This window comes from Agromyces sp. NPDC055658, assembly GCF_053618155.1.
Genome location: NZ_JBSHHD010000003.1, coordinates 41,535 through 64,317, shown reverse-complemented (window position 1 = coordinate 64,317; position 22,783 = coordinate 41,535). Strand labels below are relative to the sequence as shown.

Below are 22,783 nucleotides of genomic sequence, written 5' to 3'. Positions count from 1 at the left end.
GTCCGACGACCGTTCGATAGCCTCGCCTTACTCTCTGCGATGTCGTCGGTCTCCCCTATCGTCGATCGACTCGGCATCGAACTGTTCAGCAGGAGGCGACCCGTGCACGACACCAACCACCACTCCGACATCGGAGATGCGCTCGGCGTACTGATCGAAGGCTTGCGCCCGTTCGTTGATCGCGTGCTCGCAGACGCTGCGCCCGGCGTCAGCGATTGGACGTCGATCCTTCAGCACAAGGATCGCCGTGCGGGTCGCAGAGTCGCCGATTACTCACGACGCGACCTCTCGTTGATGCTGCGTGCTATGACGGAGCATCTCGGTGAGATCGGGTACCCGTTCGAACGTTCGCTGTCGCGACAGGGCAAGCTCTACGCGAGCGAACTGCGACAGGTTCGCAACGACTGGGCGCACAATCAGCACTTCTCCACCGCCCAGGCGTATCGCGCCCTGGATTCGATGGAGTTGCTGCTTCGACTCATCGCTGCAGACGATCAGGCGGCCGAGATCGCGGCGCTGAAAGCACCTCTACTGCCGGCGGCGCCCATCGCTGCAGTTGAGCCGCCCACGCCGGACGCATCCATCGTCGCATTCAGCGCACAGACGCCCGACGAGACCGCCGTGCAGACCACCGCGGCCGCGTTCGCCGCCGAATCCGTGCAGCCCGCTGCCCGCATCGAGATGAACGCGATCACCCATCTCAGCTATCCGATGGCGATGAACAAGATCCCGGTCCTCGATGAGATCACGATCGCCGATGTGGTCGACGACCACCGCGGCGCGTCAGTCGAGATCGACGTCGTCAGCGCCACAGGCTCGCTCGGCGACCCGAAGGTGCAATTCGTCGACTTGGAGGCTGAGCAGTCGACGACGATCCGCGATATCGGACTGCAACTGGACCCGCAGCGCATGCTCGCGGTCGACGTCGAGCAGCACGGCGTGCTCCGTGTCACTCTGCGCAACGCGGCCGGAGACATGCTCGCCCAGTCGTCGACGGAAGTCCGTGTGCTCGCGGCCAACCAGTGGATCGCGGATCCGCTTCAGCTGGGTCTCGAGCTTCTTGCGGCTCATGTGCAGCCGAATGCGGCGGCACTCACTCCGCTGCTCGTCGATGCCAGCGACCATCTCGGCGTCTCAACCGGGCGGTCTGCGCTCGACGGCTACCAGTCCGAGAGCCCTGAGCGAGTCGACTCCATCGCGGCGGCGATCTACGATGCGATTCGCCAACGGGACATCCGCTACGCCGAGCCGCCCGCAACGTGGGGCCAACGTGGTCAACGAGTGCGGACTCCCGGTGAGGTGCTCGACGAGCGACTCGGCACTTGTCTCGATACCACGATCACGATGGCCTCGGCACTCGAGCTCGCCGGAATCAACTCGACCTTGTGGCTCACCAACGGACACATCTTCCTCGGCTACTGGCGCACAGATCGATCGCTCGGGACCCTCGCCACGACAGATCCGATGGAACTCGCGAATCTCGTCGATCTCGGCCACATCGGGCTCCTCGAGACCACGATGCTCACCGGTGGTGCTGAATCACGGCCGTTCGGGGAGGCCAACCGCGCACCCCGCGCGAGATTCCTCCGCCCCGATGCCGAGTGGAACGAACTCCTCGGAGTGACCGACGTCCGCGAAGCGCGCGAGCACAAGATCTTCCCACTTCCGAGCCGTGCCATCTCGAGCGACGGCACTGTCGTCATCACGGCGTACGAAGCGCCCAAGCCGACCGCCCCGGAGGCGTTCTTCGCGTCGAGCGGTGGCACTGGCACGGCTGCAGCCGGACCCGCCGTCCCTCGTCGCGTGCAGTTGTGGAAGAACGCACTGCTCGACCTCAGCTTGCGCAACAAGCTCATCAACTACACGGACCGCGCCGGCTACCGCCTCGAGGTTCCGCCGTCGTCGGTCGCTCGACTCGAAGACACGATCAACGCCGGCCAGGCGATCGCGCTCAATGCGTCCGACGATATTCCGACCGTCGACAAGGTGCGGGGCATCCGCTGGGCGAGAGACCTCCCCGAATCGAACCGTGAGGAGACCCTCGCCTCGAAGCGCCGTGCATACATCGACATCACCGGCGCGAGTTATACGAGCAAGCTCCGCTATCTCGCGTACAAGGCGAAGACGGTCGTCGAAGAGAGTGGCGCGAACAATCTCTACCTCGCGTTCGGGATGCTCCACTGGAAGTTCAACGACCGCGAACTGAGGTCGCCCCTCGTGCTCGTGCCCGTGAACCTCACGACCGCGAATCGGGGGCAGGAGTACCGCCTGACGCTCGACGAGGCCGGCGCGTCCACCCCGAACTACTGCCTCCTCGAGAAGCTTCGCGTGTCGTTCGGGCTGGAGATCCCCGGCCTCGCGAATCCGCTCGAAGATGAGTCGGGCATCGATCTGCCTGCCGCATTCCACGCAGCACGCACCGCCATCGAGACAGCCGGCTTGCCGTTCCGCGTCGAGGAATCGGTCGACCTGTCCATCCTCCAGTTCGCGAAGTTCCGCCTTTGGAAGGACCTCGACGAGAACTGGGAGGTGCTCGCACAGAACGCCCTCGTCTCGCACCTCATCCAGACACCGCTCGACCCGTTCTCAGACCCGGTTGCAGTTCCGCCCGAAGTCGATCTCGACGATCTCGGCGAGGCAGTGCCCGTCCCGGCCGATGCCTCGCAGCTCGGCGCCGTCGCAGAAGCCGTGGCCGGACGGACGTTTGTGTTGGAAGGCCCGCCCGGAACCGGTAAGTCGCAGACGATCACGAACCTCCTCGCTCGCTCGCTCGCAGACGGGAAGCGCGTGCTCTTCGTCGCCGAGAAGCGCGCGGCCCTCGACGTCGTGAAAACCCGACTCGAGTCGGTCGGTCTCGGCGATCTCTCGTTGGACCTCCACGACAAGTCCGCTCGCCCGGCAGCCGTCCGTGCACAGATCAAGCGTGCGCTGGAACTCACGGTTCGGGCCGACACGGCGAAGCTGCGAGCCGACGGCGAAGCAGCCCAGGCGAGCCGCCGTTCGCTCGCTCGTTACGCCGACCGCCTGCACGAGCCGAACGCAGCCGGCCTCTCGCTGTACTCCGCTCGGACGACCGGTTTGGCCCTCGACCCGTCTGCGCCGACGCTCGAGGTCCCGTCGTCGCTGGTCGCCGGCGCGGACGTGGAGACGCTCGAGTCCCTCCGAACCGCGCTCCGCCAACTCCCCGACACTGCGGATCTGGCGCGGCCGAGCCGGAACCATCCATGGGGTTTCGTCGATGAACGAGTCGGGACCCGTGTTGAAGGCTCCCAGCTGCACGCGATCGCCGCCGCTTTCGATGCTGCCCTCGCCGCGGTCGTCGAGAGCGGTATTCCACTCGAACACCTCGCCATCCAGACCTCTCCGGCCCAACTTGCGACGTGGACTCAGATCAGCCGCGCCCCTCGTCATCCACTCGCCACGATCGACACCCTCGCCGAGCCGGCGTGGACTGCATACCTGACGAGCCTCCGCGACGAGGTGACGAATTTCCCGAAGCCCGGCTGGCTCGCGCAGGTGCGCCCGACTGTGCTCTCCCGCGACGTCCACGGCATCCACCGCGACGCCATCGCCGCCGACGCGTCCGGATTCTTCGGCCGCAAGAAGCGTCGACGTGCGGTGCTCGCCCGCTTCACCGACGAGCTCGAGGTCGACGCGAAGTCGATTCGGTTGAAGGAGCTCTCGCTCCTCACCGCCGAGATGGACACGACGGCGACGTCGCTCGATGCTCTCCGAGAGCGCCTCAGCAAGGTACCGGTCCCGCTTGCGGATGCATCGTTCAATCCGCTCATCGGAGGCGACACGGAGGCGGTCCTGTCCCGGCTCGGCTGGATCGGATGGCTCTGCACGACGCTGGGCAACCACACCGACCCGTTCGTGCAGGTCGTACGGGGTTATTTCGCGAGCACACCGGCGGGCGCATCCGCCGGAGAGCTCGATCGATTCCAGAAGGCGTGGCTCGACCTGCAGTCCGCCGCCCAGACGGATTCCACGGCTGCCGTCGAGTGGGTGGGCGACTCGCACTTCGTGACTCGATGGTGGATGACCCGTGCCGCGCGTCGCATCAACGAGAACGGCCAAATCGGGCTGGCTCGGTGGCTCGACTTCATTCGCGCGCTCGAACCGCTCCGGGCGTCGGGCCTCGAGACGGCACGCAGATCGCTCGTGACCGGAGAAGTCCCGGCAGAGTACGCCGCGATCGCCTTCGACAAGGGCGTCGCCGACGCCTCGATGCTCGAACGACAGGACGCCACAGCGCTCGTCGGGTTCGACCTGCAGGCGCACAATCGCGCGATCGGCCGCTTTACCCAGGCCACGCATGCGGTGCGCTCGGAACTGCCTCGCGCGATTCCCGCCGAGCTGCTGCAACACCGACGGATCTCGACCAGCGCGGGCGGCAAGATGGGGGCGCTTCGCCGTCAGCTCGACCGTCAACGCGGCGGCATGTCGGTGCGCACGATGCTCGAGAACTACGGCGATCTCATCGTCGAGCTCATGCCGTGCACGTTGATGAGTCCCGAGTCCGTTGCCCGCTTCTTCCCCGCGCGAGCCGACCTGTTCGACATCGTCGTTTTCGACGAGGCGTCGCAGATCCGTGTGGCCGATGCCGTCGGTGCAATGGGACGCGGGCGGGCCGTGGTCGTCGTCGGTGACAGCAAGCAGATGCCGCCGACCACATTCGCCGACGCCGGAGCGTCGATCGATGATGACACCGATTACACGCCCGAGACCGTCGTCGACGAAGAGTCGATCCTCTCCGAGAGCGTTCAAGCGCAGGTTCCTCGCAAGTGGCTCTCGTGGCACTACCGCAGCCAGGAGGAGTCGCTCATCGCATTCAGCAACCACCACTATTACGAGAACCGCCTTTCTTCGTTCCCCGCTCCCATGCCCACGGCAGCAGACGACGGCGTCGACGGTCACGGCATCGCGTTCGCCCGTGTGAACGGGCACTTCGAACGGTCCGGAAAGGGAAAGTCGCTGCGCACGAACCGCGTCGAAGCTGAAGCGATCGTCGATGAAGTGCGCCGTCGATTCGCAGTATCCCCTGACGCGATTCCCTCACTCGGCATCATCACGTTCAACGCTCAGCAGCGCGACCTCGTCGACAACCTGCTCCGTGATACCGGGGATGAGCGAATCCTCGCGGCGTTGGATGCGCGCGATGGATTGTTCGTGAAGAACCTCGAGAACGTACAGGGAGATGAGCGCGACACGATCTTGTTCTCGATCGCGTTCAGCGTGAACGACCGGGGTGTCCTCCCATTGAACTTCGGTCCATTGTCCCGCGCCGGCGGAGAGCGGCGGCTCAACGTTGCGATCACCCGCGCTCGTCGCCAGGTGGTGCTGTTTGCGAGCTTCGACCCCGACCAGCTACGTGCAGAGCAGACCGGCTCTGTCGGCATCAAGCACCTCAAGGCTTACCTCGAGCTCGCAGCTCGCGGAGTCGAAGCAGTCACCGACGAGGCGCGTCGGATGCCGCGCATCGACCGACACCGCGACGAGATCGCTGCCGCGCTTCGGGCCGAAGGGTACGTCGTGCTCACCGATGTCGGTCTTTCCGAGTTCCGTGTCGACCTCAGCATTGCCGACGCCGATGATCCCGATCAACCACTCGTCGCGGTACTCCTCGACGGCGAGAACTGGCGAGCGCGCCAGACGGTCGCCGACCGTGACGGCCTCCCCGTCGATGTCCTGAAGGGACTCATGCGTTGGCCGAGCGTCGAGCGTGTATGGCTGCCGGAATGGTTGCACGATCGCGAGGGCGCGATGAAGCGGCTGGGTGAGGCAGTCGAGGACGCGAAGGAGTTCCTCGAGGCGGCAAAGACTCGGGCGGCGGAGGCGGCTGAGGCCGGGCTCCATGTTGCGACTACTGACGCTCGTGCGCTTCACCTTGCCGACCTCGACGACCACACCGATCCTGTTGCGCTCGATCCCGTCGCGGATGTGTTCCGAGCGGCACCGAGTATGCTCGCGACTCCAGTGTCGTCGGCGGCTCCCACTGCTCGCCGCCACCCCGACGTCGTGGAGTTCTCGGAATGGGCGCCCGGCAGGCTCGGGCCCATCGCGGTCCTCGACGCGCTTCCGGGCAACCGCCGGGCCACTGCCGAAGTACAGGAGGCGATCCGCGCGGCCGTCCGAACTGAAGGTCCGATCCACCGAATTCGAGCGGCGAAGCTTGTCGCATCCGGATTCGGGCTCCAGAAGGTCGCTCAATCTCGTGCAACGGCGATCCTTCGTTGTGTGCCATCGGAACTCAATCGAGCGAACGGTGAACGCACCTTCCTCTGGCCGGAGCAGATCGATCCCGACGCATGGCTCGGTGTTCAAGCGGTCATGCCCGGGGCGTCGCGCGAGGTCGAACACATCTCGCTGGTAGAGATCGCCAACGCGATGCGCGTTGCCGCCGACCTGTCGGGTGGGATGACCGAGGACGAAGTCAAGCGCGAAGCGCTTGCCATGTTCGGCGGAAAGCGCCTCACCACGGCGATCAACGAGCGCCTCGAAGCGGGGCTAGCGTTCGGCCTTGAGTCGCGACGTCTCGATCGAGATTCCGCCGGGTATGTCGTCAATGGTTTGCGCGGGCGCTGACTCCGACGCTGCGCCGAATCACTTGACTCGCGCAGAGTTCGTCGTGCGACAGTCGACCGGCTCCATCTCTGTCCTGGGGCACCGTCGAGCGATCAAAGTCAGTACACGTTGACGATGTCGACGACCGGCGCTTCGTTCGTGCCGCTCACGTAGCACTCGGCATTCACCTGGAGCTCGCCCCCCGCGGCGGATTCGACCTCACCTTCGACCTTCAAGAACCATCGGTCGTCCTCGATCTGCTCCGCGAGCTTGCCGAGCACCCACGCCGGATTCCACGCATCGGGATACAGGTAGTCCGTGATGGCTGCGTCGCACGCCGCCTGCGCGTACGTCGCCGTGAGGCCGGTCGATGTGGCGGTCGGAGCTTCCGTCGCGGCTGGTGGTGGCGCAGGCGACTCGACCTCCACGGCTGCGTCAGTGGATGGTGGGTCGACGAACTCCTCGACCGGCGGCGGTTGATCCACTGAGTTCGAATCGCCAGCAGGCTCGGGGTCTGCCGATCCTCCAGGATTCAGAAGACCGTTGATCGCCCAGATGACCAGAGCGATCCCGATGAGGATCACCCACCACCGCAAGTACCAAGGGCGGGCACTGCTTGAGCCCGCACTGTTGTGCTCACTCATGAGTCCGACTGTACGACGCAAATCGGTCTTCGGAACCACCTGACCCCCGTACTGGGGCAACAGCCGCGCTCTTCCCAGCAACGGCGCGGATGTCGCAGGCCGCGGGAACCCCGAGGCATCCGGTTCGGGCGTTCTGAAGCCTTCGTTTGTCGCACCCCGTCACTAGCTTCGGATCGTCACCCGCCGGGTGACAACACAGCATCCATTTCATTGAGAGGCCGGCTCATGTCTGAACCCACCATCCCTCCGCTCCCGAACCCGCCGAAGGGCGAGCCCGCGCAGCCGCCGAGTGCTCCGCCGGCGCCTCCGCTGCCCGCGCAGCCCGCGGCGCCCGCCCCGCCCGCGCCGCCGCAGCCCTACGGCGCGGCGCCTGCACCCGGCGCACCCGCCGACGCCCCCGAGGGCCAGAAGTCGTTCATCGCGACGTGGCTGCTCTCATGGCTCGTCGGGTTCTGGGGCATCGACCGCTTCTACCTCGGCAAGATCGGCACCGGCCTCGCGAAGCTCTTCACCCTCGGCGGCCTCGGCATCTGGTGGCTCGTCGACCTGATCCTGGTGCTGGCCGGTGCGCAGCGCGACCAGCAGGGATTCCGCCTGCAGGGCTACCAGCAGCACAAGAAGATCGCCTGGATCGTCACCGGCGCGGTCGTCGCCCTCGGCCTGATCATCAACATCATTACCGGCGGGGTCGGCGCGGCGCGCGTCGCATCGAGCAGCGCCGACAAGCCCGCGGCTGTCGCCGAGACATCCGAGGATGCCGCGGCCGACGCTGAACCGGAGGAGGCCGAGCCGGCACCCGGACCCGTGCTGGTCGCCGTTCCGGGCGGGATCGTCGGCATGACCGCCACCGACGCAGAGGCGGCGCTGATGGCCGTCGGCCTCACAGTCGTGTACGACGGCGACGCCACTGCGAAGGTGCTCTCGATCAGCCCGGCCGACGCCCAGGTCGAGGCGGGCACCACGATCACGCTCACCGTCGAGCAGCCGCCGGCGATGACCATGGGCCAGCAGCAGGCCGTCGGCAAGGCCGAGGACTACCTCTCATTCATGGCGTTCTCGCGCACGGGACTCATCGAGCAGCTCGAGTACGAGGGCTTCTCGAACGCCGACGCCACGTTCGCCGTCGACCACATCGCCCCCGACTGGAACGCGCAGGCCGCGGCGAAGGCCAGGTCGTACCTCGACACCATGTCGTTCTCGCGCGAGGGGCTCATCGAGCAGCTCGTCTACGAGGGCTTCACGCAGGAGCAGGCCGAGCACGGCGCGAGCGCCAACGGGTACTGAAGTCCCGCCGAAACATCGACCCGGCTGCGGGCAAACGCGCTCGCAGCCGGGTCGGCGCGAAATTGTGGCCCGCGGCTCAGTGCTGCAGCACCGCCCACGCGAGCAGGCTGTCGATGCGACGGATGTCGGCGCCCTTCGTGAGCTTGACCTTGATGTGGCCGGCGCGGGTCCAGAGTTCGACCTCGGCGTCGCGGTCGAGCAGGCCGCCGGCATTCTCGGTCGACCACATGTTGATCGCGCTGTACGGCAGCGAGTAGATCTCGACCTTCTTGCCGGTGATGCCCTGCGCGTCGCGCACGATGAGCCGCTTCGTGGTGAACGTCGCCGAGTCGCGGAACGTCTTGAACGCGGCGACCGCCTGCTCGCCCTCGACGAGCAGCGCGTTCACGTCTGCGGGAATCGGGATCTCGTTCTGCAGCGTCCACGCGAGGATGGGTGCGGTCTCTGCCATGAGCGGCCTCTCTGTCGTCGGGTCATCATCAGGCGCCGATCGAGGCGCACGGTTCGGAGCCTAGCGGCGGACAGCCGTTCGAAGGCGCCCGACTGACGGCTGAGCGTTCAGGTGCCCCAGTTCTGGGGTGAGGGTCGATCGTGAGGGGTCGGCTGGGGGTTTCGAGACGTCGCTCCGCTCCTCCTCAACCCGCTGAGGTCGACGGCGCAATGTTCTGATTCAGGTGGAACGCGTTCGCTGGGTCGTAGCGATCCTTCGCTGCCGTCAGCCGTGCGAGGTGCTCGGGCGCATACGCGCGGCGCACGCCCGCTGATCCTTCATCCGAGAGCGCGTTGACATACGCACCGCTCGCGAACGGCTCCATCGTCGCGGCGTACCGACGTGTGCCCCTGACGCGCGCCTCGTCGTCAGCCGGGTCGACCCACTTCGACGCACACACGAACTCGAACGCCGTATCCCGCCGCGAGAACGCAGTTTCACCCGGTGAAACCGCGGCGATCGCTCCCCCATAAGCCTGCAGGCTCACGTTCGGCAGGTCATCGCCATCACGCGTGAGCACCGCATCGATAACGTCGTCGCTCAGCTCGCTGAAGTAGTGGCCCTTCCAGTAGCGGCGCCACTCGTGCGCCTCGACGTCGTCTTCGCGGGTCTGCAGCTCGAGGTACGTCATCGGCACGATCACCCGCTCGAAGCCGGCGTCGACCTCGGCGAGACTCGTCGCGAGGGCGGCTGCCGCGGCCTCGCCGTCGACCGGGTCACCGACCCAGACGAAGCCGAGCGAGAGCGTGCCGTCGGAGATGGTCGCGTTGTAGGTCGCGCGGCGGTCGGCCCGGGTGCTCTCGTCGCGCCAGCGACGCATGGCCGCGGTGCCGGATGCCGCGGGGTAGAGGTACTCGACCGAGAGCACGTTTCCGGGCTCGGGGTGCAGCACCAGCTCGAACTCGGTCACGACGCCGAAGTTGCCGCCGCCACCGCGCAGCGCCCAGAACAGCTCGGGGTGGTGGTCTCGGTCGACGCGCAGGATCTCGCCCTCGGCGGTCACGACCTCGAACGAGACGACGTTGTCGCACGTGAGTCCGTGTTGTCGGGCGAGCCAGCCCATGCCGCCGCCGAGCGCGAGCCCGCCGATGCCGGTGTGCGAGACGTTGCCCGCCGTCGTCGCGAGGCTGTGCGCCTGGGCCGCACGGTCGAGTGCACCGAGCAGCGCGCCACCTTGCACGCGGGCTCGTCGCGCCGCGGCATCCACCTCGACCGACCCCATCGGCCGCAGGTCGATCATCAGCCCGCCGTCGGGCACGGCGTGCCCGACGATGCTGTGCCCGCCGCAGCGCACGCCGATCTCGAGGTCGTTCGCGCGCGCGAAGCGGATCGCCTCGGCGACGTCCTCGGCGCTCGAGCAGGCGACGATGTACCGGGGTCTGCGGTCGATCATCGCGTTCCATACGCGCCGCGCGTCGTCGTAGCCGTCGTCACCTGGTTCGAGCGTCTTCATGCGATCTCCCCCGTTCGCTCCGCGCCCGAGGATGCCGCGGACGGGCGCCGGCGTCAAGAGGCGCCCTCCGTTGAAGCATCGCCACCATGGCGCGGCTCCACGTCACGGGAGCCGAATCATCTTCGACGGAGGGGCCGATCTGGGGCTAGCGCTCGGTTTGCGGCATCGGTTGGATAGCGGACAGCGGGCGACTTTCGCCCAGTGATCGTGAAGATTGACAGCACGAGGAGGTGGCGTCGATGGGGCACTGGTGGTGGCGTTGATGATCAGGAATTGGTACTCCTCGAGCAACTGACCCGAGGATGATCCATTTCACCGACATGAGGGTAGGGCGGGAAATCCGTCCTACTCTCTCTCGTGTCCCCGCTCGGACGGTGGGTTTCGAGACGCTCCTTCGTCGCTCCTCAACCCGCTCAATCTGCTCCATGAAGGCGAACCCACTGAACACGAGTATGAACGCCGGCCCACGTGCGATCAGGGCCGAAGCGCTCTCGAATCGATCAAGAGACGTCGGCCGTTGAAGTGGGCGATGCTGGGTGACGCGGGAGACCGGCGACTAGGACGGTTGATCCGATGAGTCGGCATTCGTTGGTACCTCACGGATGCCGACTGCGTCCTCGCCCGTCGCTGTCAAGTAGAGACAGAGCCCTTCACTTCCGGGTGTAGTCCAGACCGCATCCCGCTCAACTGACGCCACCGCAGCAATTCCCAGGTACTCGTTGTCGGAATTGAGCAGGTAGGTACCCACAAGACCGAGTTCGATCATCCGCCGAAGAGCAGCGCGAGCCGTCAGTAGGTCGAGGGCGGGAAAAGCCTGCTGGCGGCCAGCCTCGGTGATCACGAAGAACTCGTACAGCAGCTCGGCGACGAAGCCTTCCTCCATGGCGGTGAGGAGGACCTTGCGGTCGGCGACACTACGTGCCAGCCACTGTTCCTCACCTCGCGCCACGGTCCGAGCCTAGGTGACCAGGTCGCAGAGGGTGAGATATCCACATGCGATCCCTAGCCGAGATCAGGACCTGGACTGGCCGCCCTGACCGGATACCGGTTCCTCCGCGGTTGCCCCTACGGCGTCAGTTGTCGGCTCGACTGAGGCCGCTCGATGCCGCGTCACCAAGTACGACCCGAGCAGCACGAGCACGAACCCCACGATCGTCCACACCGTCACCCGCTCCCCCAGCACGACGACGCCGGCGATGATCGCGACGGCCGGGTTCACGTACGTGATGGTCGTCGCCTTGACCGGGCCGATCTCGGCGATGAGGCCGACCATGAGCAGGAAGGCGAGCGCGCTGCAGACCACGGCGAGCACGATCACCGAGACGATGACGGGCGGCGACGGCCAGGCCGTCGGCACGCCGCCCGTGAGCAGCACGAACGGCACGTATGCGATGGCGGCGCCCGCGAGCGAGACGGCCACGATGCCGATGCCGGGCAGGTCGGGCATCCAGCGCGCGAGGATCGCCGGGCCGAGCGCATAGCCGACGACGACCACGGCCATCTGAGCGACGGCGAACAGGTCGGAGCCCGCGACATCCAGGCCGACGAGCGCGGCGACGCCGAGCATGCCGAGCGCGATGCCGATCCAGTTCGTGCCCGAGAGGCGCGCCGGCCGCCCCATGAGGAAGGCGATGGCGACGCCCGCGAGCGGCACCGCGGCGAGCAGCAGCCCGGCGGTCGAGCTCGGCAGCGTCTGCTCGGCCGAGCTCAGGAAGTACCACGGCAGCACGATCTCGACGAGCGTGTACGCGAGCATCGGCTTCCACCGGCGCAGCACCGGCCCGACCTCATGCCGGAACAGCGCGAGCGGCAGCAGCAGGATCGCCGCGAGCCCCGAGCGGGCGAGCACCACCATGCCCGGGTCGAGCTCCGACACGGCGACCTTGATGAAGAGATATGGGATGCCCCACGCGACTCCGAGCGCGATGAAGAGGAGCAGTCCACGGCGAGTCACTTGAGTATTCTGCCGCGCACCTCCGACGTCACGTCCGCACTCGACCGCCGAAGTGGCGCGAGATCGCGCCAACGTCGTGACCAATTCACACGCGAACGGGGGCTCACGGCGAGACCCTTGCGAGCAATACGGTCAGCTCAAGCCACTCGCCCAGGTGGCCACGATCAGAGAGTGTGAGGAGGCGAACGCCGTGGCCGGTACTCAGCCCCACATATTCAGGTTTCGAGCGCGCCAGCACAGCCGACGTCGTGCGTGGGCGATCGCCGGCCTGCTCACGATCCTCGCTGCGCTCCCGGTCGGCGCGCTCGCGGCGTGGACATCGGCGGTGTCGTCGATGGTGCGCTGACCGCCAAGCCCGTACCCCGCGTTCGGGGACTCCCGAGCGGCAACGCAACCCTGCGAGCATCGACTGACCCGTACCCCGACCCGAAGGCAGCCCTGCTCATGCCGCTCTCGCCGCCCGGACCGCGCGATTGGTTGCCACCTGATGACGATGTTGCGAGCGGGCGAGCTCGCGGCTCAGATAATCGCCCGATTCGCGGTGGTGGACACCTCGATGGGTATGACTGGGCCGTGATATTCGCCGCGCTGAGTTTCGTCGTTGGCGTCGTCGCGTTCATCGTGGCGCTGAACGCACCACTGGTCGACGACCTCGCACGAACCGTTTGGATCGCGGGGTTCGGTGCCGTCGCGGTGTGGGCTGGCGGAATGGCAATCGCGCGTATTCGTCAGGTGGGTCGAGGACCGAAGTTCCTTGCCCGCTTCGGTATTGCCGTCGGGATCGCCACGATTGCCGTGATGGGCTACGCGCTCGTTGCGATCTCGATCGGACCTTCAGGGAGCGCGCTGCCCGCCATGGCGCAATGGACGGGTGGCACGGCCCCTTCTGTGGAGGAGGCCGCACCTGAGTACGCCAACCTGGAGGACGACCCACCCGGCTCGGTTGCAGGCACCTCGGAACTACCGCCTCCTCCGCGAGAAGAACGAGTCAGCAGTCTCGAGGCGGAGCGGCTTGCGCTGAGCCAGTCGCTCGGCACAGCCGCGTACGTACTTCAGGAGACGGCCTCATCCGACGGGACCTGGCCTGCGTCCCTCCTGGTGACGACGGACGCCTCGGCCGTGATGTCTCCTGACGGAGTCATCCTCGCGTCGATGCCGGCCGGTACTCAAGTGATCTATTCGACGTCATCCGATCGGCTGAAGTACTCGCTCACCCTGATCGGGCCGAGCGGCGCGATTGCGACCTACGTGTCAACCAGCGGAGTGATCCAAACCAACCTGCAGTAGCGTCGCACATGTTGATCGAGCTGTACGGCAGCGAGCAGTTCTCGACCTGCTTGCCGGTGATAGCCTGCGCGTCGCGCACGGTACGGGCTCACGCCTCTGTTCTGGTGTGGTTCCTCGGCATCGCCGAACGGCGCGTGGTCTCGATACGCTCCTTCGTCGCTACTCGACCGACGATCGGGTCAGTCGAAGATCCCATCGAGCACGCTGCCGATGACGAGGCCGCCGAGGATGCCGCCCATGAGGTCGGAGCCTCCGCCGCGCCGTCCGCCGCCCCAGCCCGGGTCGCCCCACTGGCCGGGGCCGCCCTGCGGGCGCGAGGCGTCGATGTCGCGCTGGGCGAGCTGCAGTGCAGCGGCGGCGAGTTGGGCGACGCGGCGGGCCATGAGCATCGCCTGCTCGCGGTGATCCTCGTCGATGACGGTGACGGCTGCGGCGGGCGCGCCGAGGAAGTGATCGAGGTCGAGGCGGATGCGCTCGGACTCGGCCAGTCGGGTGCGGGCGTCGGCGCCGATCCAGCCGCGGTGGCCGGCGATGACGTCGCGCGCGATCGCGAGCTGCCGGTCGGCGTCGTCGATGGCGTGGTGCACGTGCTCGAGCGGCGGAATCGGGCGCGACGCACGCTCGCGGGCGGCGGCGATCGCGGCGTCCAAGCCGGCGTTGGCCTCGCGCAGGCGACTCAGCTGGGTGAACGGGTCGGTGTTGACGCCGGCCGCGGGCATCGCGGCGAGTGCCGCCTGCAGTGTCGCGATCGCCGACGTGACGCCGGGCGTCGCCGGCTCTTTCAGGGCGACGACGAGGTCGGCGCGCGAGTCTTCGACGATAGCCGCGAGCGTGGCCTCGGCGCGCAGCGCCTCGACCTCGAACGTCTCGACCGCGTCGAGCAGCGCCGCCGCGCGGCGCACCGACTCGGTCGACGCCTCGAGCGCGAGGTTCGCCTGTTCGCGCTGCCCGGCTTCGCGCCGGCGCTCGGCGACGCCGGCGCTGTGCTCGGCGAACCCGAGCAGCTGTTCGGCCTCGGCGGGGTTGACCTCGACCTGGGCGAGTGCCTCGTGCGAGTAGCGCGCGGCGAGCCGCTCGATGGTGTCGCGGGTGTGCGGAATGCGCGAGCGCAGCCGCGAGGCATCCGCTCGCACCCCGGCGATGATCTCGGGAGCCCGACGCGCCCGTGCGATCTTGTCGGCGAGGGCGGCGGTGCGCTCGTCGAGCACGTCTTCGGCCCAGTCGCACAGCTGCACGATGCGGGCGTTGCGCATGCGCAGCTCTTCGACGGTGTCGGGGATCTCGTCGTAGTTCAGCTGATTCAGCCGGAACGCCTCGCCCAGGTGCTCGCGCACCGCGGCGAGCGCCTGGCTCAGCTCGGCGGTCGCCTCGTGCCCGAGCTCGGCCTCGGCGAAGGCGAGCTCGTCGGCGGTGACGCGCACGCGCTCGTCGGCTTCGACGAGGGCGCTGCCGGCGCGCTTCGCCAAGTCGGCGTCTTGAGCTTGGAGCTCCTGCTCGTCGCGCTTTCGCTTGCCCCAGAATCCGGCCATGCCCTCGATCCTACGGGCGGTGCTTGAAGGCGACTGTGGGCTTCGCAGACGGATGCCTCGGGGCTCGAGTCGGTCGGATGGCGGGGTTCGCCAGCGCCCGAACCATCACGGCATGAGCTGCTGAGGGGCTTCGGGGTAGCCGAGGTCGTTGGGTTCGACTCCGCCGGAGGTGCGCGCGAGCAGATCGGTGGGGCACCAGCCGGTGATCGCTCCGACCATGAGGAATCCCGCGCACGCGGCAGCTGGGATCGCGCACCACAGGGTGTCGAGACTGCTCACCGCGAACGCCGCGAGTACGAGGGCGATGACGCCCCGCACGACACGCTCACCGCGGTTGACGGTGCAGGCCCGCGACCCGACCCGTCGAGACGGGAGGGTCATGCCACGTCGGACTGCTGCGCGAGCTGACGGCGCACGTCGTCCATGTCGAGCGCCTTCGCCCCCTCGACGACCTGCTCGAGTTGCGCCGCGTTCAGCGCGCCGGGCTGGGCGAAGACGATGATGCCCTGCCGGAACACCATGAGCGTGGGGATCGAGGTGATGCGGAACCCGGCTGCCAGCGCCTGTTCGGCCTCGGTGTCGACCTTGCCGAAGACGACGTCGGGATGCTGCTCGGAGGCGCGCTCGAAGATGGGGCCGAACACACGGCAGGGGCCGCACCACTCGGCCCAGAAGTCGAGCAGCACGAGATCGTTGTTGCGCACGGTGGACTCGATGGTGTCGTGGGTGATGTTCACGGAAGCCATGACTCGAGGATACCAGAAAATACCCATGGGGTATTGTTGAGGACATGCACGGACTGCGAACCGCCCTTCTCGCCGCCACCGGCGCGGCCGCCCTCGCCCTCACGGGATGCGCCACGGCCGACCCCATCGAACTGACGGCCGAGACGGTCGTCATCGACGTACGCACCGCCGACGAGTACGCCGCCGGACACCTGGAAGGCGCCGTCAATCTCGACCTGACGTCCGGCCAGCTCGCCGACCGGCTCCCCGAACTCGACGACGACTCCGACTACGTCGTCTACTGCCAGTCGGGCAATCGCTCGAGCCAGGCGGCACAACTCCTCGAAGACACGGGCCTCGTCGTCACCGACGCCGGATCGATGCAGCAGGCTGCCTCCGCCACCGGCCTCCCGGTCGTCCCATGAGCACAGATCGAGCGGCCCCGTCGGCGACGGGGCCATCCACCACCCCCGCAGGGCTGGGTCCGACCCCACGGGATCACACGTCGGACCGAGACACCGGAGGCACATCATGACCAACGCATCGCTCGACCCCCAGCGCCGTATCGCGAACCGCCTGAAGCGCGCTCGCGGCCAACTGAATGCCGTGATCGAAGCCGTGGAATCGGGCGCGGACTGCCGAACGGTCGTGACTCAGCTCTCGGCCGTCTCGTCTGCGCTCGATCGCGCGGGCTTCGCCATCATCTCCAGCGCGATGAAGGACTGCGTCACCGAGCAGGAATCGACCGACCCCTCCGGCGACGCGTCCGATCAGCCACTCACGCTCGACGAGCTGGAGAAGCTGTTCCTCTCCCTCGCCTGACGCCACCCGTCACCCCGTCGCCATCGGTCGCATGCAATACCCCCGGTGTATTTTGACAATACCCCCGGGGTATTGTTACGGTGGCAGCATGATCTCCAAGCAGTACGTCATCATCGGCGGCGTCGCCGGCGGAATGTCCGCCGCGACCCGGCTGCGCAGGCTGGATGAGCACGCGCAGATCATCGTCCTCGAGCGCGGCGGCCACGTCTCGTTCGCCAACTGCGGCCTTCCGTACTACCTGGGTGGAGTCATCGAGGAGCGCTCGAGTCTCCTGCTCCAGACGCCCCGTTCGCTCGCCGACCGGTTCAGGCTCGACGTGCGTGTCAGGACCGAAGCGGTCGCGATCGACCGCGCGGCACGAACCGTGACGGCACGCGACCTCACGAGCGGGCAGGAGCAGGTGCTCCGCTATGACGCGCTCGTACTCTCGCCCGGATCGACACCGGTTCGGCCGCCGATGGACGGCGGTGAGCGCATGCTCACCCTGTGGAACATCGACGACGTCGACGCCGCAATGAGCGCGCTCGAGGTGAAGCCCCGCACCGCACTCGTCATCGGTGCCGGTTTCATCGGCCTCGAGATGGTCGAGAACCTCATGCACCGCGGACTCGACGTCACCCTCGTCGAACTCGCCGACCAGGTGCTGCCGCCGATCGACCCGGAGATGGCGGCTCCCGTCGCCCAGCACCTCATCGACACGGGCGTCGATGTGCGCCTCGGCACGAAGGTGGTCGCACTCGGCTCCGACACCGCCGTCCTCGACGACGGTTCCGTGATCCCGGCCGAGTTCGTGCTCGGCTCGGTCGGGGTGCGGCCGGAGACCTCGCTCGCCGTGGCGGCCGGCCTGGAGCTCGGCGCTCGAGGCGGCATCCGCGTCGACGAGCGCCTGCAGACGAGCGACCCGAACATCTGGGCCATCGGCGACGCCGTCGAGAAGACCGACGCGATCACCGGCGAGCCCCGGATCGTCGCCCTCGCCGGCCTCGCGAACCGCCACGGGCGACTCGCGGCCGACGCCATCACGGGCCGTGAGGTCCGCGTTCGCGACGCGCTCGGCACGGCCGTGGTCGGGGTCATGGGCCTCACCGTGGCCACGACCGGGTGGAACGAGAAGCTCCTGCGGGCGCGCGGGCGGGACCTCCGGGTCATCCACACGCACCCGGCGTCGCACACCGGCTACTACCCCGGCGCCGAGCCGATGTCGCTGAAGCTGATCGTCGACGCGGAGACTGATGCCATCCTCGGCGCCCAGGGCGTCGGCGGCGATGGCGTCGACAAGCGCATCGACGTCATCGCGACCGCCATGACCGCCGGACTGACCGCCGCCGACCTCGCCGACCTCGAGCTCGCCTACGCGCCCCAGTACTCGTCGGCGAAGGACCCGGTGAACCTGCTCGGCTACGTCGCCCTGAACGCGGCCGATGGGCTCACTCCGTCGATCCAGTGGCACGAGGTCGATGCGGCCGTGGCCGCCGGGGCGATCGTGCTCGACATCCGCACCCCGGGCGAGGTCGCCGACGGCGCCATCCCCGGCTCGGTGCGCATCCCGCTCGACGAGTTGCGCGACCGCCTCGACGAGCTTCCCGGCGGCCGGCTCATCGTGCATTGCAAGGTGGGCCAGCGCGGCCACACCGCCGTGCGCCTGCTCGCCCAGCACGGCCGCGACGCCGTCAACCTCGACGGCGGCTACCTCACCTGGAAGGCGGGCAATGACGCGCCCGGTCGTGTACTGGAGGCCGCCGCCTGACCGGCGGACCCGAACTCCGCCGTTCCACCGATCACCGACAACCACCCCTGAGGAGAACCACCCATGTGCAGCCCTGTGACCTGTGACACCTGCGGCAAGACGACCTGGGCCGGCTGCGGCCAGCACGTCGCCGAGGTGAAGGCCCACGTGCCTGTCGAGCAATGGTGCGACGGCGATCACCGTCGCTGAGACCCGTCCGTTCACCCGACCCGAGAACCCCGAGGAATTCACCATGTGCCGAACCGTCACCTGCCGGAAGTGCGGAAAGACGACCTGGGCCGGCTGCGGCCAGCACGTCGATCAAGTCATGCGCGGCGTCCCGCGCGCGCAGCGCTGCGCCGGGCACGAGCACGAGCCGTCGCAGGGCTTCTTCGCCCGTCTCTTCGGCCGCTGACGCTCTTCGACGTCGAACCGAGGGTCACGAAGGCCGCTGCCCGGCGTCCTGCAATCGGCCCGCTCGAATGTCGCGCCGCGCCAGGTGCAGGGCTTCGCTCGCGAGGTAGGCGACATGCTGCGCCATCGCGATCACGTGCGCTCGGTGGTCTTCGTCCGTCAGGGTGATCGGCGCAGTCGAACTGCCGAGGTAGTGGCCGAGATCGATCCGAACGCGCTCGGACTGGGCCAGCTGCGCCAACGCCTCGGGGCCGACCCAGCCCGGGTGACCGGCGACGGTGTCACGCACCAGGTCGAGCTGCTTGTCGGCGTCGTAGATGACGTGGCGTACGTGCTCGGGCGGGGGGACCGGGTGCGTCGCACGCTCGCGAACGGCCGCAATCGCGGCATCCAATGCCTCGTTCGCCGCGCGCAGCCGGTCGAGGCGGGCGATCGGGTCGGTGTTCACGCCGACCTCCGGAAGGTCGGCGAGGGCGGCCCGGAGCTCGGCGATCGCGTTGGCGACGCCGCGCGACTGCGGCTCCTTCAGCGCGGCGGCGAGGCCACGGCGGGACTCGTCGACGAGCGCTGCCAGCTTGGACTCCGCGTGCAACGCCTCGACCTCGTAGGTCTCGACCGCATCGAGCGCGGCCGCGGCCCGGCGCACCGCCTCGGTGGATGCCTCGAGCGCGAGATTCGCCTGCTCCCGCTGCCCGGCCGCACGCCGCCGCTCCGCCACGCGCGCAGTGTGCTCGGCGAAGTCGAGCAGCTGTTCCGCCTCGGCGGGATTGGCCGCCACTTCGGCGAGCGCCTCGCCCGAGTAGCGGGCGGCCAACTGCTCGAGGATGTCGCGGGCCTGCGGGATCCGCGAGCGGATGCGTGCAGCATCGGCTCGGACGCCGGCGATGACCTCGGGTGCCCGCCGCGCCAGCGCGAGCCGACGCGCGAGCGTGGAGGACTGCTCGTCGAGCGCGCTCACTGCCGACGTGCACAGTTCGATGATGCGAGCGTCGCGGGCACGCACTTCGTCGGGGGTGCCGCGCACCACGTCGCGATTGGCCCGGTTCACTCGGAACGCCTCGCTCAGGAGTCCTCGACCCGAAGCGATCGCCTGGCTCAATCCATCGGTCGAGTCGGATCCCAGTTCGGCCTCCGCGAACGCGAGTTCGTCGATGGCGACCCGGATGCGCTCATCGCAGGCGAACAGGGCCGATCCAGCCCGCTTCGCCAAGTCTGCGTCGTGGACCTCGAGTTCGTGCGCATCGCGTCTGCGCCTGACCCCGAACCAGGCCATGCTCCATCATAAGATCGCGACTCAGGGCCCGCCATCGTGCGTCGCGAGCCGCCGGCGCGGCGGCGCGGCGGTGCCGACCCCGGCAGGATCGTAGCGGTGCACTCCGCTCGGGAGGAGAATGGAACGAGTCGGCCGCGCCCGCGTGTCTCGCCGCCGCCCGCGGCCATGCCCCGATCACGGAGGCCGTGATGTCGACCACACCGCCTGAGCACGACGTACCCGCGCCGCACCTCGGAACAGACCGAGCAGTCCGCCCCGCCGCAGGCTGCCCTGCCGCAGCCCGCCCCGCCTCCTGCGCGGCCGAACATCCATGTCTCGGCGCTCATCGTGTGGCTCACGATCTTTCCGCTCGTCGCCATCGTCGGCATGCTGTCGGAACCGTTCACGAGGGGCTGGCATCCCGTGCTGCGGGCCTTCGTACTCACGCTCATCGTCGTGCCGATCGCGGCCTACTGGGTCATGCCGATGATGTTCAAGGGGTATGCCGCACTCGAACGGCGGCGCGCGGCGCGGCACGCGGCGAAGCGCGTGACCTAGGCGCGCGGCGCCGCCCGCGTCGGTGCCGCTTACAGGAGAGGAACCCGCCGCTCGAGCTCGTCGAGCACGTAGACCTGCGTCGCCGTCGCCCGGTAGAGACGGAAGGGTGCCGTGCCGGTGACGTCGTCACGAGTCCAGCTGCGGAGGCCCTGCACCACCGACCGGGTGTCGAACACGGCGAGCGCGGCATCGAGCTCGTCGTCGGGCAGCTCGCCGGCGACGCCCTCGACGTAGACGGCGATCGCACTGCCGACGGCGACCGTCGAGTCGAAGATCGCGAGCGCGACCTCGGGACGAGCGGCGATGTTCTGGGAGTGTCGCGTCGCGAAGCGGGAGACCCAGACGAACTCGCGCAGCTCGTGCTCGGCGAACCAGACGGGCGTCGCCCACGGGTTGCCCGAAGCATCGGCGGTCGCGAGGGTCATGTACGTGTTGGCGTCGACGACGCGGCGGGCGGCTTCAGCAGGTGATGCGTTCACGTCTGAGGGCATGTTCATGGGTATCAGCTCTTGGGTGATGCCGTAAGAGGGAGTGCGCGGGTCCGTGGTCTCGATAGCTCCTTCGTCGCTGCTCGACCGACGAGAGGCCGACGGGTGGTCTCGATACGGCGCTGCGCGCCTACTCGACGACGAGCGTCAGGCGAACGCCGGCTCGGGCTCTGGCGAGGCATCCACCGTGTCGAGGTCGGCCGGCTCTGCGGCATCCAGGGGGTTCGCGAGCTCGTCGCGGCGCATGCGGGCCGCGACGATCGCGACGACGCCGATCACGAGCGGGGCGACGCCGGCGATGAGGAACACGACGGGCAGTCCCACGAGCTCGCCCGCGGGCCCGGCGATCGCCATCGACACCGGCATGAACGCGAGCGAGACGAAGAAGTCGAGGCTCGAGACGCGTCCGAGCATCTCGGGCGGAACCCGGCGCTGCAGCAGCGTTCCCCAGATGACGACGCCGCCGTTGAACGCGGCGCCGACGGCGAACGCGGCGAGTGCCATCACCCACGGCTGGTCGGTCAGGCCGAACACGAGCAGCGGCAGGCAGCCGAGCCCCCACAAGAGGTTCATGACGGTCAGGTACCGGCGCGGCAGCCGCAGGGATGCCACGACCATCGACCCGACCGCGCCGCCGATGCCGAACGCGGCCAGCACGAGCGCGTGGCCCTCGGGGCCGGCGCCCGCGACATCCTTGATGACGAACGGCACGAGCACCTCGAACGGCCCCATGATGATGAGGATGAGCAGCGACGCGAACGCCAGGGTGCCGAGCAGCCACGGCGTGCGCACCATGTAGGCGAATCCGTCGCGCACGTCGACGAGCAGGGCGACGGCCGGATGCCTCGTTCCGCTCGCTCGCTCGCCACGCAGCGGCTGGTCGGGAACCCGCTTGAGGCACACTGCCGCGACCACGCCCGTGAGCGCGGCGACCGCGAGCGCCGCACCCGGCGACGAGACCGCGATGAGCGCGCTCGCGAGCGCCGGGCCGCCGGCCTGCATGAGCACCGGGCGCGCCATGCCCTCGAAGCCGTTGGCGGCGAGCAGTTCCTCTTCGGGCACGACGCTCGGCAGCAGCGCCGAGTACGCCGGGTAGTAGAGGCCCGCCATCACACCGCCGACGAAGGCGACGGCGACGAGGTGCCAGACGTCGAGGGTTCCAGCGAGCGCGAGCAGGGCGACCGCCCCGACGCTCGCGGCTCGCACGACCTCGACCGTGATGAGGATGCGCCGCTGCGGAATGCGATCGGCGAGCGCGCCGCCGAGGAGCGTCGTGAGCAGCATCCCGACCGCTGACGCACCGGCGACGAACGACAGCTCGGCCGCCCCGCCGCCGATGGCGACGATCTGCCAGACGAGGGCGACCATCCAGATGCCCGCGCCGATCATCGATGCGACGAGCGCGGCGGCGAGCCACCGGTAGGCGGGGTTCCGCAGGGGGCGGAGGGCCCGAGGTGCAGTCATGATCGTGCTCCTTGCCGAGAGTTCGGATGCTTCGTGAAGCAGGCGCTTCTACTCATGCGTCGAACGGGCAGGGTCGAGATCGACATCCGTCGGTCGAGGGGGCGCGCAGCGACCGTATCGAGACCA

General features: G+C 68.3%; 18 protein-coding genes. 7 read left to right on the top strand and 11 right to left on the bottom strand.

The genetic code is table 11. The annotated features are described in order from the left end of the window. The first annotated feature begins 102 nt into the window (after positions 1-102). On the top strand, positions 103-6,588 hold the full coding sequence (locus ACWGPE_RS02420) for a DUF4011 domain-containing protein (protein ID WP_452048042.1): 6,486 nt from the start codon (positions 103-105) through the stop codon (positions 6,586-6,588). Positions 6,589-6,686: 98 nt separating this feature from the next. Here ACWGPE_RS02420 and ACWGPE_RS02415 read toward each other — a convergent pair whose 3' ends face one another. After that, complete coding sequence (locus ACWGPE_RS02415; protein ID WP_452048041.1) at positions 6,687-7,211, bottom strand: hypothetical protein; 525 nt, start codon at positions 7,209-7,211, stop codon at positions 6,687-6,689. Between the two features lie 225 nt (positions 7,212-7,436). Between ACWGPE_RS02415 and ACWGPE_RS02410 the strand changes: the two genes are divergently transcribed. After that, complete coding sequence (locus ACWGPE_RS02410; RefSeq protein ID WP_452048040.1) at positions 7,437-8,495, top strand: Ltp family lipoprotein; 1,059 nt, start codon at positions 7,437-7,439, stop codon at positions 8,493-8,495. Positions 8,496-8,571: 76 nt separating this feature from the next. On the opposite strand, the gene ACWGPE_RS02405 is transcribed toward ACWGPE_RS02410, so the two are convergent. The 4 genes from ACWGPE_RS02405 to ACWGPE_RS02390 form a co-directional block, all read right to left on the bottom strand. Beyond that, positions 8,572-8,946 (bottom strand): PH domain-containing protein, encoded by a 375-nt coding sequence (locus ACWGPE_RS02405; protein ID WP_452048039.1) that lies wholly within the window; start codon positions 8,944-8,946, stop codon positions 8,572-8,574. A gap of 184 nt (positions 8,947-9,130) precedes the next feature. Further along, positions 9,131-10,438 (bottom strand): FAD-binding oxidoreductase, encoded by a 1,308-nt coding sequence (locus ACWGPE_RS02400; protein ID WP_452048038.1) that lies wholly within the window; start codon positions 10,436-10,438, stop codon positions 9,131-9,133. 556 nt (positions 10,439-10,994) lie between these two features. Next, the gene (locus ACWGPE_RS02395) at positions 10,995-11,387 is read right to left on the bottom strand and encodes a hypothetical protein (protein WP_376930542.1); all 393 of its coding nucleotides are present in this window, start codon (positions 11,385-11,387) and stop codon (positions 10,995-10,997) included. A gap of 63 nt (positions 11,388-11,450) precedes the next feature. Next, positions 11,451-12,392, bottom strand: a complete 942-nt coding sequence (locus tag ACWGPE_RS02390; protein WP_452048037.1) for a DMT family transporter — start codon at positions 12,390-12,392, stop codon at positions 11,451-11,453. A gap of 573 nt (positions 12,393-12,965) precedes the next feature. Between ACWGPE_RS02390 and ACWGPE_RS02385 the strand changes: the two genes are divergently transcribed. Then, complete coding sequence (locus tag ACWGPE_RS02385) at positions 12,966-13,679, top strand: hypothetical protein (RefSeq protein ID WP_452048036.1); 714 nt, start codon at positions 12,966-12,968, stop codon at positions 13,677-13,679. Between the two features lie 179 nt (positions 13,680-13,858). On the opposite strand, the gene ACWGPE_RS02380 is transcribed toward ACWGPE_RS02385, so the two are convergent. The 3 genes from ACWGPE_RS02380 to trxA form a co-directional block, all read right to left on the bottom strand. Beyond that, the gene (locus ACWGPE_RS02380; RefSeq protein WP_231429895.1) at positions 13,859-15,208 is read right to left on the bottom strand and encodes a hypothetical protein; all 1,350 of its coding nucleotides are present in this window, start codon (positions 15,206-15,208) and stop codon (positions 13,859-13,861) included. Positions 15,209-15,313: 105 nt separating this feature from the next. After that, entirely contained in the window at positions 15,314-15,589 is a 276-nt protein-coding gene (locus ACWGPE_RS02375; protein WP_255679849.1) for a YgaP family membrane protein, read from the bottom strand. Next, positions 15,586-15,954, bottom strand: a complete 369-nt coding sequence (trxA, locus tag ACWGPE_RS02370; RefSeq protein WP_231429893.1) for a thioredoxin — start codon at positions 15,952-15,954, stop codon at positions 15,586-15,588. Before trxA ends, ACWGPE_RS02375 begins: the two co-directional genes overlap by 4 nt. A gap of 44 nt (positions 15,955-15,998) precedes the next feature. Between trxA and ACWGPE_RS02365 the strand changes: the two genes are divergently transcribed. The 3 genes from ACWGPE_RS02365 (at position 15,999) to ACWGPE_RS02355 (ending at position 18,502) form a co-directional block, all read left to right on the top strand. Continuing rightward, the gene (locus ACWGPE_RS02365) at positions 15,999-16,358 is read left to right on the top strand and encodes a rhodanese-like domain-containing protein (RefSeq protein WP_452048035.1); all 360 of its coding nucleotides are present in this window, start codon (positions 15,999-16,001) and stop codon (positions 16,356-16,358) included. 106 nt (positions 16,359-16,464) lie between these two features. Next, positions 16,465-16,755 carry a metal-sensitive transcriptional regulator gene (locus tag ACWGPE_RS02360; protein ID WP_452048034.1) on the top strand — a complete coding sequence of 97 codons (291 nt, stop codon included), beginning with the start codon at positions 16,465-16,467 and terminating at the stop codon, positions 16,753-16,755. Positions 16,756-16,843: 88 nt separating this feature from the next. Then, entirely contained in the window at positions 16,844-18,502 is a 1,659-nt protein-coding gene (locus tag ACWGPE_RS02355; RefSeq protein WP_452048033.1) for an FAD-dependent oxidoreductase, read from the top strand. A 418-nt stretch (positions 18,503-18,920) separates the two neighbouring features. Here the strand turns inward: ACWGPE_RS02355 and ACWGPE_RS02350 are convergent, their stop codons facing one another. Next, complete coding sequence (locus ACWGPE_RS02350; RefSeq protein WP_452048032.1) at positions 18,921-20,105, bottom strand: hypothetical protein; 1,185 nt, start codon at positions 20,103-20,105, stop codon at positions 18,921-18,923. 390 nt (positions 20,106-20,495) lie between these two features. Here ACWGPE_RS02350 and ACWGPE_RS02345 point away from each other — a divergent pair, with 390 nt between their 5' ends. Beyond that, the gene (locus ACWGPE_RS02345; protein WP_452048031.1) at positions 20,496-20,705 is read left to right on the top strand and encodes a hypothetical protein; all 210 of its coding nucleotides are present in this window, start codon (positions 20,496-20,498) and stop codon (positions 20,703-20,705) included. Between the two features lie 29 nt (positions 20,706-20,734). Here the strand turns inward: ACWGPE_RS02345 and ACWGPE_RS02340 are convergent, their stop codons facing one another. Beyond that, positions 20,735-21,202 carry a pyridoxamine 5'-phosphate oxidase family protein gene (locus ACWGPE_RS02340; RefSeq protein WP_452048030.1) on the bottom strand — a complete coding sequence of 156 codons (468 nt, stop codon included), beginning with the start codon at positions 21,200-21,202 and terminating at the stop codon, positions 20,735-20,737. Positions 21,203-21,340: 138 nt separating this feature from the next. After that, positions 21,341-22,657: an MFS transporter gene (locus tag ACWGPE_RS02335; RefSeq protein ID WP_452048029.1), complete on the bottom strand. Its 1,317-nt coding sequence runs from the start codon at positions 22,655-22,657 to the stop codon at positions 21,341-21,343. Positions 22,658-22,783 lie beyond the last annotated feature (126 nt).

Excerpts from the sequence above, each read along its gene's own strand:
- ACWGPE_RS02335 (WP_452048029.1), bottom strand. The coding sequence starts at position 22,657 with ATGACTGCACCTCGGGCCCTCCGCCCCCTGCGGAACCCCGCCTACCGG.
- ACWGPE_RS02400 (WP_452048038.1), bottom strand. The coding sequence starts at position 10,438 with ATGAAGACGCTCGAACCAGGTGACGACGGCTACGACGACGCGCGGCGC.
- ACWGPE_RS02360 (WP_452048034.1), top strand. The coding sequence starts at position 16,465 with ATGACCAACGCATCGCTCGACCCCCAGCGCCGTATCGCGAACCGCCTG.
- ACWGPE_RS02380 (WP_231429895.1), bottom strand. The coding sequence starts at position 15,208 with ATGGCCGGATTCTGGGGCAAGCGAAAGCGCGACGAGCAGGAGCTCCAA.
- ACWGPE_RS02365 (WP_452048035.1), top strand. The coding sequence starts at position 15,999 with ATGCACGGACTGCGAACCGCCCTTCTCGCCGCCACCGGCGCGGCCGCC.
- ACWGPE_RS02355 (WP_452048033.1), top strand. The coding sequence starts at position 16,844 with ATGATCTCCAAGCAGTACGTCATCATCGGCGGCGTCGCCGGCGGAATG.
- ACWGPE_RS02375 (WP_255679849.1), bottom strand. The coding sequence starts at position 15,589 with ATGACCCTCCCGTCTCGACGGGTCGGGTCGCGGGCCTGCACCGTCAAC.
- ACWGPE_RS02405 (WP_452048039.1), bottom strand. The coding sequence starts at position 8,946 with ATGGCAGAGACCGCACCCATCCTCGCGTGGACGCTGCAGAACGAGATC.
- ACWGPE_RS02340 (WP_452048030.1), bottom strand. The coding sequence starts at position 21,202 with ATGAACATGCCCTCAGACGTGAACGCATCACCTGCTGAAGCCGCCCGC.
- ACWGPE_RS02410 (WP_452048040.1), top strand. The coding sequence starts at position 7,437 with ATGTCTGAACCCACCATCCCTCCGCTCCCGAACCCGCCGAAGGGCGAG.
- ACWGPE_RS02415 (WP_452048041.1), bottom strand. The coding sequence starts at position 7,211 with ATGAGTGAGCACAACAGTGCGGGCTCAAGCAGTGCCCGCCCTTGGTAC.
- trxA (WP_231429893.1), bottom strand. The coding sequence starts at position 15,954 with ATGGCTTCCGTGAACATCACCCACGACACCATCGAGTCCACCGTGCGC.